Source organism: Streptomyces griseoloalbus (assembly GCA_014650015.1).
Classification (GTDB): Bacteria; Actinomycetota; Actinomycetes; order Streptomycetales; family Streptomycetaceae; genus Streptomyces; species Streptomyces griseoloalbus.
In genome coordinates, this window is the sequence record BMUD01000015.1 from 143,194 (window position 1) to 157,687 (window position 14,494).

The window sequence follows — 14,494 nt, forward strand, 5'->3', positions numbered from 1 at the left end:
TCCCGGGGTTACCGGCATTACCGCGCGTCACGCCCCGAAGGCCTTGCCCTTCCCCTTCACCGGCTTGGCGCCGGCGAGCAGATGGGCGGGGACGAGATCGCGGGCCGGCTCGCTGTAGCCGACGGAGACGATCCGGTCGCCCTGGTAGGTGAAGGTGGTCAGCGAGGCGAGCGTGCACTGCCGCTTGCGCGGGTCGTGCCACAGGCGCCGCCGCTCGGCGTAGGAGCGCACGATCCAGATCGGCAGCTGATGACTGACCAGCACCGCCTCGTGCCCGCGCGCCGCGTCCTTGGCCGCGTTCAGCGCGCCCATCATGCGGATGACCTGGTCGACGTACGGCTCGCCCCAGGACGGCTTGAACGGGTTGACGACGTGCCTCCAGTTGGCCGGGCGGCGCAGCGCGCCGTCACCGATGCCGAAGGTCTTGCCCTGGAAGACGTTGTCGGCCTCGATCAGCCGCTCGTCGGTGGCGATGTCCAGGCCGTGCGCCTTGGCGATCGGCTGGGCCGTCTCCTGCGCCCGCTCCAGCGGGGAGGCGCCGACATGGACGATGTCGCGGGGGGCGAGGTGCTCGGCGACCCGGTCGGCCATGCGCCGGCCCAGCTCGGAGAGGTGGTAACCGGCGAGACGGCCGTACAGGATCCCGTCCGGGTTCGCGACCTCGCCGTGCCGCATCAGGTGGACGACGGTGACGTCGTCGCTCTTCTTCACGGCGCTCACTCGGTCGCCTCCGCTGCCGCTCGGGCCGCCGCCGGGAGGGCGTCGGCGATCCGCTGGACGGCCCGCTCGTCGTGCGCGGTGGACACGAACCAGGACTCGAAGGACGACGGCGGCAGGTAGACGCCGTTCGCGAGGAGGGAGTGGAAGAACGCGGTGAAGCGGAACGACTCCTGTGCCTTGGCGTCCTCGTAGTCGCGCACCGGGGCGTCGGTGAAGAAGACCGAGAACATGTTGGAGGCGTTCTGCAGCGTGTGCGCCACGCCCTCCTTGGTCAGCGCCTCGGAGACGAGCGCCTGGATCCGCGCCGACACGGCGTCGACCGTCTCGTACGCGGCGTCGTCGAGCAGCCGCAGCTGGGCGAGCCCTGCGGCGGTGGCGACGGGGTTACCGGAGAGGGTGCCGGCCTGGTAGACGGGCCCGGCCGGGGCGAGGTGCGCCATGACGTCGGCGCGCCCGCCGAAGGCCGCCGCCGGGAAGCCGCCGCCCATCACCTTGCCGAAGGTCATCAGGTCGGGCCGCACGCCGTCGACGCCGTACCACCCGGCGCGGCTGGTCCGGAACCCGGTCATGACCTCGTCGGAGATGTACAGCGCGCCGTTCGCCGCGCACGCGTCCTTCAGCCCCTGGTTGAAGCCGGGCAGCGGCGGTACGACGCCCATGTTGCCGGGCGATGCCTCGGTGATCAGGCAGGCGATCTCACCGGGGTGCGCGGCGAACGCGGCGTGCACGGCGTCGAGGTCGTTGTACGGCAGCACGATGGTGTCGCCGGCCTGGGCGCCGGTGACACCGGGCGTGTCCGGCAGCGCGAACGTGGCGACACCCGAGCCGGCGGAGGCGAGCAGGGAGTCGACGTGCCCGTGATAGCACCCGGCGAACTTGATCACCTTGGTGCGCTGCGTGAACCCGCGGGCGAGCCGGATCGCCGACATGGTGGCTTCCGTCCCGCTGGAGACGAGCCGCACCTGCTCCAGCGGCTCGATCCGGGCGACCATCTCCTCGGCGAGCGCGACCTCGCCCTCACCGGGCGTGCCGAAGGACGTACCGCGCGCGACGGCCTCCTGCACGGCGGCGATCACCTCGGGGTGCGCGTGTCCGAGAATCATCGGACCCCACGAGCAGACGAGGTCGACGTACTCCCGCCCGTCGGCGTCGGTCAGATACGGACCGCTGCCGGACACCATGAACCGGGGCGTACCGCCGACGGCGCGGAAGGCGCGCACCGGCGAGTTCACGCCACCGGGAGTGACGGCCGCGGCACGATCGAACAGCGCCTGCGAGGCTTGGGCTTCGTATGAATATGGCAGTTCGCTCATGACCTGCGACTTCTCCGACCTTCTCCGACGTCCCGGGTACTCCGGGCTGCGGGTGCGTGTGACTTGTTCAGGGTAGGCCAGGGGCGGCCTCGGGCATCCGGCCCCCGATCCGCCACGATCTGCGAAACTGGCGTCTGATACACACAGCTCACACGGCCGGGCGGCCGGAGGCTGCGAAGATCCCGCGGGCGGATGTTTCACCGTACGTTTCGGCGGGCGGCCGTGGGGGAGGTCACTGACACGATGATCGGGTTGCGCGGCGGGGGCACGCGTCCTAGAAAAGCAGTCGGGTGGAGATATGCATCGCGGTGGCGGACTGGGCGAGGGGACCGATGACCTGGGTCCTCGACGCGCCCGGCGGGGAAGGCACCGGCGAGAAGCGGAGAACGCGGAAAACGCGGACGAGGCACGTCGGGTACGCGGGGTACCGGGCGAGTCCGAGCGGATCGACCGGCGGATCGGCCCTCTGCGAGGGGCAGGGAGCGGAAATGGTGGCCGGGTGGGGGTGACGTACAAGTACTTCGGCGCGCCGGACGGCGCCACCGCGGCCCGCGTCCCGATCTCGATGCGCCCCGAGGAACTCGGCGGCGACGAGCTCGGCATGAACGGCATGTTCACCAAGATCAAGCCGGAAACCATGGCCGCGATGGTCCTCACGGGCATCGAAGGCGTCCCCCTGCACAAGGTCCCGCCCCTGGAACTGGTCGTCCTCCACCCCGACTACGCGGTCGTGAAACTCCCCATGACGGTCGTCGACCCCCTGCGCGGCATAGGCGAGGAGGCGGTCGGCGCGGCCGCCTTCATCTGGTCGACGGTCCCGGACCGGGGCGGCCCGCGGGACGCGTTCAACGTGTACCAACTGCTGCACGAGTGGCAGGACTTCAGCCACCGACTGCACGAGGCGGGGCATCAGGCGTACTGCCTGGTGTGGCCCTGAGCTGTCCTGACCTGGGGTTTCGCGGGATTCGGGCGGGGCTTTCGGGCTCCGCCCTCATCGTGTGCCGGAGGCGCCTTCGGGGGGTCAGGGCACTTTAAGGGCACATTGGTTCGGCCGGGGACTCAGGTGTGCCCTGCCGGGCGGACGTGCCGCCGTACGTCCACGCCGTAACGGTGAGCGGTCTGCCGGGGATGGACGGCACCCTCATGTGCCGTCCATCCCCGGTTCCCGCACTGCACGCGTCCCGCCAGGACCACTGTGCGGTGGGGTCCAGGCAGCGAGCGACGCGTGGTGCAGGGGTCTGGCTCAGGCCGTGGTCAGTGGGCGAGCTGGGCAGCCGCGTTGATGGCCTCGCGCATCCTCTGCTCGGTCTGCTCCTGGGCCAGGGTCCGTTCGACGACGGCGGTGAGATCACGTCGAGGGATGACGACGATGCCATCGCTGTCGCCGAGGATGGCATCGCCGGGATTGCAGACGACGTTGCCGCAGGCGACGGGGTAGCCGATGCGGCCGGGGCCGTTCTTCCAAGGGCCGGCGGGGGAGATACCGCGGGCGTAGACGGCGAGTCCCTGGCCGGCGAGTTCTTCGACGTCGCGGACGGCTCCGTCGATGACGATGCCGGTGACGCCCTTGGCGAGACAGATTTCGCCGAGGAGGTCACCGAACACGGCGCGGTTGATCTCGGCGTTGGCGTTGACGACGAGGACGTCGCCCGGGCGGGCGTCGTCCAGGGCCCGGTGGATGGCGAGGTTGTCGCCCTCGCGGGCGAGGACGGGCAGGATGGTGCCGGCCAGTCGCGGTGCCGGGGTCACAGGACGGATGGCCGCGGCCATGATGCCCATTCGGGCCTGCACGTCGCCGACGAGCGCGACCGGGTACTGGGCGAGCCTTTTCACCTCGTCCAGGTCGGCGCGTTCCCAGGCGGGGGCGATGTCGATGTTGTCGGTCGAGGCGTTGATGAACAAGGCGTTCTCGTCTCCGGGAAGGTGAGGGCGGGGTTCAGGCTGCGGCGCTGATGGCGTTGACGGCGTGCTCCGGGTCCTGGCCTGCGAGGGCCTGTTGGATGCAGGCGAGGGCCTGGGTGCCCGCGGCCAGCAGCGACTGGCTGGTCTGCCCGGCGATGTGCGGCGTGACGATCAGGTTGTCCAGGCTGCCGAGCCGGGCCGCGAGTTCCGGACTGTGCGGGAGGGGGTCCTGCATGTCGGTCGACTCACCGTCCAGGACGTCGAGGGCCGCGCCGCCCAGGTGACCGGACTCCAGTCCCGCCAGAACGGCGGCCTCATCGACGAGTCCGCCGCGCGCGGTGTTGATCAGTACGGTTCCCGGGCGCATCCGGGCGATGGCCTCGGCATCGACGACGTGCTTGGTCGCCGCGGTGAGGGGGGCGTGCAGGCTCAGCACGTCGCTCTGGACGATGAGGTCGTCGAAGGGGACGAGCCGGGCGCCTTGCTGCTCCACGGTGTCCGGAGCGACGTAGGGGTCGGAGACCAGCACGGGCATGCCGAAGCCGCGGGCGATGCCGGCGGTCAGGGCGGCGATGCGTCCGAAGCCGAGCAGGCCCAGTGTGCGGCCCTGCAGTTCGAATCCGGTAAGCGCGGGCTTGATGGCGGTCCACTGGCCGGCGGCGGTACCCGCCGTGGCGGCCGGGATGCGACGGGCGAGAGCCAGGGTGAGCGCGAAGACGTGCTCGGCGACGGAGCGGGCGTTGCTGCCGGGCGTGACGGTGACCCACACGCCGGCGGCGGTGGCCGCCTGGATGTCGACGTTGTCGGTGCCCACCCCGTGTCGGGCAATGATCTTCAGACGGCTGGACGCCTGGATCTTGTCGGCGGTGAACCGCTCGGCGCGCAGCATGACCGCCTCGACGCTCTCCTGGACCGCTGTGTAGGGAGTGGCGGTGGGGCCGTAGCCGAGGTGGACCTGGCCCATCCTGTGCAGTTCGTCCAGGACGCGGGGGTGGATGGGGTCGGAGACGTAGAGGGACGACATGGGTGTCCGGTCCGTTCGATCATGGGGGGTCGGTCAGGCGTAGAGGTGGTCGGCCGAGGTGCTGCGGCGTACCGCGCCGAGGGCGAGGGCGAGGCCGAACAGGCCGAAGGCGACGAGGATGTAGGCGGGCACGAGGGTGCTGCCGGTGGCGTCGATGAGCCAGGTGCTGACGTAGGGGCCAGCTCCGCCGCCGATGACGGCACCGATGCTGTGGCCGAAGGCGACGCCGGTGTTGCGTACCTGGACGGGGAAGAACTCCGGCATCACCGTGTAGGTGCCTGCCTGGCACAGGGCGTACGGAACCATGCCGAGGACCAGACCGGCGATGGCCAGGCCCACCGATCCCCTGCCCATGAGCAGGAACGACGGGATGGTGAGGGCGATGTAGGCGATGTAGGAGACGATCAGGACGCGCTTGCCGCCCAGTCGTGAGCCGAGCTGTCCACACAGGGGGATGAACACGGCGGCCGTGAGCACGGCGAGCAGCACGATGGTCGCGGCCTGGCCCTTGCTGAAGTCCAGGACGGTACTCAGGTAGGACGCCACGAAGACGGTGCCGACGTAGGTGCCGACATTCTGCACGGTGGAGATCGCCATGACCTTGGTCAGCGGCCCGCGGTGGTCGGCCATGAGTTCCTTGAGCGGCTTGCGGTTGGTGCGCTCGGTGACGTCGGTGTCGCGGAACTCGGGGGTGTCCTCGATCTTGAGGCGCAGGTACAGACAGAGCAGGCCCAGTGGCACCGCGAGGAGGAACGGCAGGCGCCAGCCCCACGCCTCCATGGAGTCTTCCGGTACGAGGGAGGCGGCCAGCGCGGCCATGCCCGCCGCGCACGCCTTGCCGAACACTCCCACGCCGGGGATGAACGAGATGTACAGCGAGCGCCGTTCCTTGGGCGCCCACTCCCGGATGTAGCTGGCGGCGCCGCCGATCTCGCCTCCGGTGGAGAAGCCCTGGAGCATGCGGAGGATGACCAGCAGGATGGGGGCGGCCACGCCGATGGTGGCGTAGCCGGGCAGCAGTCCGGTCAGGGCCGCGGCCAGGCTCATGAGGCCGATGCTCGCCACCAGGCTGACCCGGCGGCCGGCGCGGTCGCCGAGGCGGCCGAAGAACAGGGCGCCCAGCGGGCGAACGACGAAGGCCGAGCCGAACACCAGGAAGGTGTTGAGCAGGCTGACGGTCGGATTGTCGCTGGGGAAGAAGACGATCGACAGGGTCGCGGCGACATAGCCGTAGACGCTGAAGTCGTAGTACTCGATGAACGTGCCGAAGGCGGCCACGGTGGTGGCCTTCTTCGCTTTACGGCGGCGTTCGTCGGTGACGGGGGTCACCTCTGCAGTGTCCGTGGGGACTGACATCTCGCACCTCGCTGTGCAAAAAATGGGACAGCGTCCTGTAAACTGTTCGGTGAGTGTCTGGCCGGTCTTCGCCTGCTGTCAACCCTCGGACGCGTCCCGCTCGAAACGCGGACGGCCCGACCGCGACCGCGAGCGACCGGCGACAGCAGCGGGGCGCCCGCGCCGAAAGACGCCACGTACAGTGGCCGACCAGGTGAGAAACGGCAGGGGGAAGGCGGAGGATGGAGCGTCCGCGCATGCTCGCGTCGCTGTGGAGCGAGTCGATGAGTCACGCCTGGCGGTGGTCGCTGTGAGCAGCGGATCGGCCGTCAACGACCGGATCGTCGCCACCCTCGACGCCCTCACCCGTCGGCCACCGGAGCTGCCCTGGGGCGTGCGCGAGCTTGCCGAAAACCTCGGCCTCAGCCGCAGCACGGTCCACCGGACCCTCCACGCGCTCACCGAGCGCGACCTGGCGACGCAGACAGTGAACGCCACCTACGTCTGCGGACCCCGGCTACGCGTCCTCGCGGACCGGCTCCACCGCTCGCACCCGCTGCTCGGCCAGGCCCGTCCACTGGCCGAGGAACTCGCCCGGGCCTGCGACGCCACCATCCTGCTGTCCCTGTACGACCCCGTTCGCACGGAGGGCTTCGTCGCCCTGTCCGCGATTCCGGACGGTCCCGTCCGCTACCGGCTCGACCCCGGCGCCGTGATCCCCCTGCACGCCGGCGCGGCCGGCCGTGCCATGCTCGCCGAGCTGGGCCCCGACGTCCTCGCCCGCCTCGACCTGGTCGCGCACACGCCGGACACCGTAACCGACGTCGCGGAACTGCAGCGTCTCCTGCACCAGGGACGCGAGGACGGTGTGACGATCAGTATCGGACAGCACGTCGCCCTGGCCGCCGGAGTCGCCGCCCCGTTCCAAGCGGCGGGTCTGCTGGGGGCGGTTTCCGCCACCCGCCCCCGGCACGAGACCCGTCACGCCGACCTTGCACGTTTCGCCCCCCTCGTCCGCGAGACCGCCCTCAAGGTCGGCAGCCTGACCGCACCAGCGCCCCGGTCAACGCCGGAACACGGCCGAGCGACCCCCACCAGCCCGAGTCCCACCGAAGACGGCGGTTCGGCCACTGCTCGGATTGAACGCTTGATCTCCGCGCTCACCGCTTCGGCGCCTCTGCCGTTGGGAGGGCGGGCGCTGGCTCGCGTACTGCGAGGCAACCCTGCGACCGCCGCCCGGCTCCTCGACACCGCACTCGCCACAGGGCTCGCCACCACCCACGGGGAGCACGCCGTGGCCGGGCCGCTGCTACTGCGCTGGGCAGCCGCACTCGGGCCGCTCCACTCCATCACCCCGATCGTCTTCCCAACACTGCGGGACCTGGCACAGCAGACCGGGGAAACCATCGGTCTGGCCGAGTACGACCCGGCCACCCGGACGGCACGCATGACCGCCGTCGTACCAGGCAGCAAACCGATCCACTACGACCTGCCTACCGGATCGGATGTCCCTCTCGCCGCGGGCGCCGCGGGCAAAGCCATCCTCGCCTTCCTGCCCGACGACACCCTCTCCGACCTTCCGCTGGTCACATACACCGAGCGCACGCCACTGCATCGCACCACGATCCAGAAGGACTTGGCCCAGGTACGCGACCGCGGCTGGGCCGTCGGAGACGGTGAACGCATCCCGGACGGCTACGGCATCGCCGTGCCGTACTTCGCCCAGCACACCGTGGTCGGCTCCATCACGGCCACCATCCCGCGCCACCGGGCCGATGAGATCGACGTCGACGCCGTAAGAACCCGACTCTCCGCCGCGGCCCTGTCGATCACACAGCTGCTGTCGGTGTAACCGAGGTTCTGCCCGCCACAGGGAGGTGCGAGAAGCTTTCAGCCCACCCTGGTCATGTGTCGGGCCGTCAGGCAACCAAGGCGCATTGAGGACACAATGGTTCGGCCGAGGCCACTGATGTGCCCTCGGTGGCGGGCGGGTCGCCCCTGCCACCCGCGTCTGCGAAGGCATCGTCGATCGCCCTGCGGGTCCGGCTCTCGCTGGACGGCAGCAGGTGCGTGTACGTCCGGAGCGTGAAGCCGGGATCCGAGTGGCCGAGGTACTCGGAGATCGCCTTGATGCTCTCCCCCGCGTCCAGGAGCACTGAGGCGTACGCGTGCCGGAGGGCGTGCATGCCGTCCTCCGGCGCCGCCTGGAGGTACCTTGCTCCGCGCTCGCGGGGAGGGATCACGCCGGCGGCGACCAGGGCTCGCTTCCAAGCGCCCATGTTGAAAACGCTGCGGTTGTAGGCCCGGCCCTTCTCGTCGGCAAAGAGGAGTGGGAAGGACTTGGGCTCGCCGTCCGGCTTTGCCCAAGGGAGCGTGACCGTCGTCGGTGGGAACCGCCTCATACGGGCCTTGAGGGCAGTGGCCAGCTGAGCCGGCAGCGGCACTGATCGGATCCGGTTGCCCTTGGGCAGAGCGAAGACCGGCTTCGTGCCGACGAGCCGCACCTGCCGGTTGACGTGGATCCAGCCGCCCTTGAAGTCGATGTCCTCGACGGCGAAGCCGAAGACCTCCCCTTGGCGCAGGCCGCAGCCGAAGGCGAGCTTGCCGCCGGCCTGGAAGCGCTCGGGCAACCCGGCGATGACGGCACGCACACGCTCCACGGACCAAGGGACGATCTTCTTCTTGGTCGCGGTCGGCAGCTTGACCGACTTCGACTTGCACGGGTTCTTCGGCAGCAGCCCGTCCTCCACGGCCATGCCCAGGATGCTGGAGAGGATGTCGAAGATACCCTCGATCGTCGACACCTCGAAGCCGCCGTCCTGCAGTGTGCGAATCCAGCCCTGAATGACCGAGGGCTTGTTCAAGGACCGCAGCTCACACAGGCCGAGGTGGGCGACGATGTGGTTGCGGACGGTGGCCTCGTAGCGGAGGGCCGTGGTCGGGCCGACCGAGTTCGCGTCGAGCCACTTCCCTGGATCTCGTCATACGCCGCCACCCCACCGGACGGCACTCGACTGAACCGGTCAGTGCTCAGCGCCACACTCACGTCGAGAACGTGCTGCGGCCCGCTCTGAACAGCGACACGGCCGATGCCTCGAAGGGCGCGGCACAAGCACGGCCTGAAGTTGTGGCGGAGGACATCGCGGACGTGGCGAACCCTCCGGCCGAAGTGGCGGAGGCGCGTCAGCCCCACAGCCCGATCAAGGGTCGGCAGCCCAGCGCTTCCACGCCAACGCTCCTGGTTCTCGGCCGCGCCGCTCCCCTGGGCCGCCAAGGACGTATCTCCCGCCGCCACGTCGAAGCGGCGATCCGAGCCCAGGGCCACCCCGTCGGCAAAGACCGCCTCACCGAGATCACACGCCGCCTGCAGGCCGAACTCGACCGTACGCCCGAGCGCGTCTCCTAGCTGTTCTGTCCCGGGAGGTTGTGGACGGTGACAGGGCTCACGGCTGATCGATCTTGAAATGGGTGAGGGCCTTCTGGCCTGGTGTGGATTGCGACATCTGCACCGGCGGCAGAAAGGCCCTCGTGCCCCACCGTAATGCACCCCTGACCGAGACCGGACGGCTGCGTCTGGCCCGCTGTGTGGTCGAGGACGGCTGGCCCCTGCGCCGGGTCGCGGAACGCTTCCAGGTCTCGCCGACCACGGCCCAGCGCTGGGCCGAACGCTACCGGCAGTTCGACGAGGCCGGCACGTCCGACCGTTCCTGCCGTCCGCACACCAGCCCGCGCCGCACCCCGACCCGCACCGAGCGCCGGATCATCAAGGTCCGCCTCCTGCGCCGCTGGGGCCCGGCCCGCATCGCCCACCTGCTGCACCTGGTGCCCTCGACCGTGCACCGGGTGCTGACCCGCTTCGGCCTGGCCCGCCTCACCCACCTGGACCGGGCCACCGGCCACGCCGTCCGCCGCTACGAACGCGAGCGGCCCGGCGAGCTGGTGCACATCGACGTCAAAAAACTCGGCAACATCCCCGACGACGGCGGCCACAAGGCCCTGGGCCGGCAAGCGGGCCGCAGGAACCGCAAGAACGCCGGTTACAGCTACCTGCACACCGCCGTCGACGACCACTCCCGCCTCACCTACAGCGAGATCCTCTCCGACGAGAAGAAGGAGACCGCCACCGCCTTCTGGACCCGAGCCCAGGCGTTCTTCACCCAGGCCGGGATCACCGTCGAACGCGTCCTGACCGACAACGGCTCCTGCTACCGCTCACGCGACTGGCGCGACCTGCTCACCACGGCCGGGATCGCCCACAAACGCACCCGGCCCTACCGCCCGCAGACCAACGGCAAGGTCGAACGCTTCAACCGCACCCTGCTCGACGAATGGGCCTACGCCCGCCCCTACCGGTCAGAAGCCGAGCGCCGCGAAGCGTTCCCGCAGTGGCCGCACACCTTCAATCACCACCGCGGACACACCGCGCTCGCAGGCAAACCACCCGCCAGCCGCGTCCCCAACCTCACAGGGCAATACACCTAGCGCGCCAACGCACACAGCGCGCCACTGACGCCGGCGGCGCAGGCCAGTACGCCCGACGCCCAGGCGGCATGGCGTCTGAGCAGGGTGCCCCGCAACTGCTGGTACCGGGCCTCGTACTCCCGGCGCAGCTCGTCGGCGCGGTGCACTGTCGCGCTGAGCATCTGGCGGGACACGGCGATGCGGTGGCTGATGTAGTGACGCGTCAGTTCTTCCGCCTGCGCGGTGGTCAGCCAAGGGAGTGCGTCGCACAGGGTCTGCGCCTCCCGGCGCGCCGCGGCCCGGTGCGACCGTGCCAGCAGGAAGCCCTCCGCCTCGGCCGCGAGGGCCGAGGCGACGTCGGGGGAAGGGCGACGGGCGTGATGGCTCGTCATGTCCGGTCGCTCCGCTGACCGCTGGGGTCCAAGACGTCGCGCTGCCCCATGTTCTCCGCCTGGTCGAGGCCGGCGATCGTGGGGTGATGCAGGTCGAAGGCGGGAGACTCCGACCGGACCCGGGGCAGGGTGACGAAGTTGTGGCGGGGCGGCGGGCAGGAGGTCGCCCATTCCAGCGAGCGTCCGTACCCCCAGGGGTCGTTGACCTCGATCCGCTCGCCGACCTTGGCGGTCTTCCAGACGTTGTAGAGGAAGGGCAGGGTGGACAGACCGAGGAGGAAGGCGCCGATGGAGGAGATGGCGTTGAGGGCGGTGAAGCCGTCGGCGGCGAGGTAGTCGGCGTAGCGGCGGGGCATGCCCTCGGCGCCGAGCCAGTGCTGGACCAGGAAGGTCGTGTGGAAGCCGACGAACAGTGTCCAGAAGTGAATCTTCTCCAGCCGGTGGTCGAGCATGGTGCCGGTCATCTTCGGCCACCAGAAGCTGAATCCGCCGAACATCGCGAACACGATCGTGCCGAAGAGCACGTAGTGGAAGTGCGCGACCACGAAGTAGCTGTCCGTGACGTGGAAGTCCACGGGCGGCGAGGCCAGGAGGACACCGGTCAGGCCGCCGAAGAGGAAGGTGACCAGGAAGCCGACCGCCCACAGCATCGGGGGCTCGAAGGAGATCGAACCCTTCCACATCGTGCCGATCCAGTTGAAGAACTTCACTCCGGTGGGGACGGCGATGAGGAAGCTCATGAAGGAGAAGAACGGCAGCAGCACGGCGCCGGTGGCGAACATGTGGTGCGCCCAGACGGTCGCGGACAGGCCGGTGATGGCGATGGTGGCGCCGACCAGGCCCATGTAGCCGAAGATCGGTTTGCGGGAGAAGACGGGGAGGATTTCGCTGATCACGCCGAAGAAGGGCAGGGCGAGGATGTAGACCTCGGGGTGGCCGAAGAACCAGAACAGGTGCTGCCACAGGATGGCTCCGCCGTTTTCCGGGTCGAAGACGTGCGCACCGAATTTCCGGTCCGCCTCCAGTGCGAACAGGGCGGCAGCCAGCACGGGGAAGGCGAGCAGCACGAGGACCGAGGTGAGCAGCACGTTCCAGGTGAAGATCGGCATCCGGAACATGGTCATGCCGGGAGCGCGCATGCAGATGATGGTGGTGATGAAGTTGACCGCGCCGAGGATGGTGCCGAATCCTGCCAGCGCGAGGCCCATGATCCACAGATCGCCGCCGACGTGGGTGGTGCGCTCGCCGCCGCTGAGCGGGGGATAAGCGGTCCAGCCGAAGTCGGCGGCGCCGTCCGGGGTGAGGAAGCTGGACATCACGATGAGGCCCCCGAGGGCGAACAGCCAGTACGACAGCATGTTCAGCCGGGGGAAGGCGACGTCCGGGGAGCCGATCTGCAACGGCATGATCGCGTTGGCGAATCCGGCGAACGTCGGCGTCGCGAACAGCAGCAGCATGATCGTGCCGTGCATCGTGAACGACTGGTTGTACTGCTCGCTCGACAGCAGCTGGAGCCCCGGTCGCGCCAGCTCCGCCCGGACCGCCATCGCGAGCAGGCCGCCGATCAGGAAGAACCCGAACGACGTGATGAGGTACAGGTGGCCGATCTTCTTGTGATCGGTCGTGGTCAGCCAGGTGACCACCACGTGGCCCCGCCCCCGGCGCTCGGCCACAGGGACGGGAGCCACCGGCTCGGTGTGGGTCGCCATCACGTTCCTCATTCGGCAGCGGCACACGAACGGCCGCGGACGCGGGTGGGCCCGCCCCTCCGGCCCCGTGTCGGGCAGTACGTAATCCAGCCCCGTGGAAAGTAGTCCCGCCGAGCGGCACCGCCCCCGCCCGAAGCGGTCTTCCCGGCCGAATGGCCGAAGGGGTTTCAGCCCTCCGAGTGATGTGCGAGGAGCTCCGCCCTTCTGGCCGGCCTCGACCTTCCGCCCGGGAGAGGACGTCGTGGTGCCGCAGTGCCCTGACGGCCCTCGGGGGACGGTTGGCCCTCACAGGCCGTGGGCAAGACGCGGAACCGAGCGGGCGCGGCAGCGGCCGCAGTCCGTCGACACGTCTACTGACGGTCGCCGTGCCGTTCCGACAGCTTCAGCATCAGCAGCGAGATGCCGGCGAGCACCACCAGAACGACGCCCACGGCCACATCCATCACCTGCGTACCGTCGAACACCGCGGTTTTCTGCGTACTGAGCGCCCAGGGGGCGGCGATCATCCATGCGCCGGCCAACAACACGACCAGATCCGGCCACTTCCCGGGGTACCAGATGAACCGCGCTGCCGCGATCAGCAGCACGATCACTCCGACTCCCAGCTCATTCCGGTGGGCGTCCTTGGCCGTGTCGGGATATCCCGCGATCCATGGGGCGACGATGAGCAGCAGTGCGCTGACGATCATCAGCAGCCCGATGATCTGTTGCCTTTGTGCCCCCATCAACGACTGCTGCGAACGGACGCGCCTTGACTGGGCGGATTTCGCATCGTGCGCGGTTGTCATGTCGACGACCTCCGTCTGGCAGGGACGCTGCGCCCGCCCGGGTACCCAATCCCCGGGCCCGGCACCGCGGGGCCGCCGGCTCCCGTCCGCTGGAGTGGGGGTGGGGCGCCGGTGGTACCCCACCCCGTGCCGGACTGGGCCGACTCCGACTTCCGGAATACCCCCTGGGGGTATATGGTTCCCGTCGTGGGACCGCCGCGGGTCCTCGCGGGACGTCGAATGGGGATGAAGGCCATGGACCACCACGCGCACCACTCCGGTACCGCACACGGCCGCTCGGCCCCGGCGGGCGGTCGCGACCACAGCGACCACAGCGGTCACGGTGGGCACGGAGGGCGCCACGACAGTGACGCGCACGGCGCGTCCTGGGCGACGGCGATGAAGGCGACGCTGCACTGCCTCACCGGGTGCGCCATCGGCGAGATCCTCGGCATGGCCATCGGCACCGCCCTGCTGTGGGGCAACGTGCCGACGATGATCCTCGCGATCGCCCTGGCCTTCGTCTTCGGCTACTCGTTCACCCTCTTCGCGGTGGTGCGCGCCGGGGTTCCCCTGAAGGCCGCGGTCAAGGTCGCGCTGGCCGCCGACACCGTCTCCATCGCGGTGATGGAACTGGTCGACAACGCCATCATCGCGCTGACGCCGGGAGCGATGGACGCGCACCTGTCGGACGGGCTGTTCTGGTCGGCACTGCTCGGAGGCTTCGCCGTGGCGTTCGCGATCACCACGCCGGTCAACAAGTGGATGATCGGGCGGGGCAAGGGCCACGCCGTGGTCCACGCCTTTCACTGACCTCCACGGCAGGACACGGCGGGGTGGGCCCTTCGGCGGCCAAGCCCCCTCGCCGTAC

General features: G+C 69.7%; 13 protein-coding genes and 1 pseudogene. 5 read left to right on the forward strand and 9 right to left on the reverse strand.

What is annotated here, in order from left to right; all coding sequences use genetic code 11:
• Positions 1-27: 27 nt before the first annotated feature.
• Both IE178_RS22975 and hemL read right to left on the reverse strand, forming a co-directional pair.
• Positions 28-675: a histidine phosphatase family protein gene (locus IE178_RS22975; protein WP_184761298.1), complete on the reverse strand. Its 648-nt coding sequence runs from the start codon at positions 673-675 to the stop codon at positions 28-30.
• Between the two features lie 41 nt (positions 676-716).
• The gene (gene hemL, locus IE178_RS22980) at positions 717-2,033 is read right to left on the reverse strand and encodes a glutamate-1-semialdehyde 2,1-aminomutase (protein ID WP_184760867.1); all 1,317 of its coding nucleotides are present in this window, start codon (positions 2,031-2,033) and stop codon (positions 717-719) included.
• Between the two features lie 499 nt (positions 2,034-2,532).
• Between hemL and IE178_RS22985 the strand changes: the two genes are divergently transcribed.
• Positions 2,533-2,970: a hypothetical protein gene (locus IE178_RS22985; protein WP_003992141.1), complete on the forward strand. Its 438-nt coding sequence runs from the start codon at positions 2,533-2,535 to the stop codon at positions 2,968-2,970.
• A gap of 317 nt (positions 2,971-3,287) precedes the next feature.
• Here IE178_RS22985 and IE178_RS22990 read toward each other — a convergent pair whose 3' ends face one another.
• Genes IE178_RS22990 through IE178_RS23000 form a run of 3 tightly spaced genes read right to left on the reverse strand, consistent with a single transcriptional unit; the run spans position 3,288 to position 6,288 of the window.
• Positions 3,288-3,935 (reverse strand): RraA family protein, encoded by a 648-nt coding sequence (locus tag IE178_RS22990; RefSeq protein WP_193513603.1) that lies wholly within the window; start codon positions 3,933-3,935, stop codon positions 3,288-3,290.
• Between the two features lie 34 nt (positions 3,936-3,969).
• The gene (locus IE178_RS22995; protein WP_193513604.1) at positions 3,970-4,959 is read right to left on the reverse strand and encodes a hydroxyacid dehydrogenase; all 990 of its coding nucleotides are present in this window, start codon (positions 4,957-4,959) and stop codon (positions 3,970-3,972) included.
• Between the two features lie 33 nt (positions 4,960-4,992).
• Positions 4,993-6,288 (reverse strand): MFS transporter, encoded by a 1,296-nt coding sequence (locus IE178_RS23000; protein ID WP_318280197.1) that lies wholly within the window; start codon positions 6,286-6,288, stop codon positions 4,993-4,995.
• Between the two features lie 316 nt (positions 6,289-6,604).
• On the opposite strand from IE178_RS23000, the gene IE178_RS23005 reads away from it, so the two are divergent.
• The gene (locus tag IE178_RS23005) at positions 6,605-8,146 is read left to right on the forward strand and encodes an IclR family transcriptional regulator (protein ID WP_193513606.1); all 1,542 of its coding nucleotides are present in this window, start codon (positions 6,605-6,607) and stop codon (positions 8,144-8,146) included.
• Between the two features lie 67 nt (positions 8,147-8,213).
• Here IE178_RS23005 and IE178_RS23010 read toward each other — a convergent pair.
• Positions 8,214-9,263 (reverse strand): annotated as a pseudogene (locus IE178_RS23010) (tyrosine-type recombinase/integrase); the annotation flags it as partial.
• A 179-nt stretch (positions 9,264-9,442) separates the two neighbouring features.
• Here IE178_RS23010 and IE178_RS36160 point away from each other — a divergent pair.
• Both IE178_RS36160 and IE178_RS23020 read left to right on the forward strand, forming a co-directional pair.
• Entirely contained in the window at positions 9,443-9,700 is a 258-nt protein-coding gene (locus IE178_RS36160) for a hypothetical protein (protein ID WP_318280198.1), read from the forward strand.
• A gap of 122 nt (positions 9,701-9,822) precedes the next feature.
• A complete protein-coding gene (locus IE178_RS23020; protein WP_193513607.1) occupies positions 9,823-10,776 on the forward strand; it encodes an IS481 family transposase in 954 nt (317 codons plus the stop codon).
• Here the strand turns inward: IE178_RS23020 and IE178_RS23025 are convergent.
• From IE178_RS23025 to IE178_RS23035, 3 genes are all read right to left on the reverse strand, one after another.
• Positions 10,773-11,147, reverse strand: coding sequence for a hypothetical protein (locus tag IE178_RS23025; protein WP_193513608.1), 375 nt, complete (start codon positions 11,145-11,147; stop codon positions 10,773-10,775). The two genes, IE178_RS23020 and IE178_RS23025, sit on opposite strands and share 4 nt — an antisense overlap.
• Positions 11,144-12,856 carry an aa3-type cytochrome oxidase subunit I gene (gene ctaD, locus IE178_RS23030; RefSeq protein ID WP_193513609.1) on the reverse strand — a complete coding sequence of 571 codons (1,713 nt, stop codon included), beginning with the start codon at positions 12,854-12,856 and terminating at the stop codon, positions 11,144-11,146. The genes IE178_RS23025 and ctaD overlap by 4 nt, the downstream gene beginning before the upstream one ends.
• Positions 12,857-13,206: 350 nt before the next feature.
• Positions 13,207-13,644: an SPW repeat domain-containing protein gene (locus tag IE178_RS23035; protein WP_193513663.1), complete on the reverse strand. Its 438-nt coding sequence runs from the start codon at positions 13,642-13,644 to the stop codon at positions 13,207-13,209.
• Positions 13,645-13,878: 234 nt separating this feature from the next.
• Here IE178_RS23035 and IE178_RS23040 point away from each other — a divergent pair, with 234 nt between their 5' ends.
• A complete protein-coding gene (locus IE178_RS23040; RefSeq protein WP_438874411.1) occupies positions 13,879-14,436 on the forward strand; it encodes a DUF4396 domain-containing protein in 558 nt (185 codons plus the stop codon).
• The last annotated feature ends 58 nt before the right edge of the window (positions 14,437-14,494 follow it).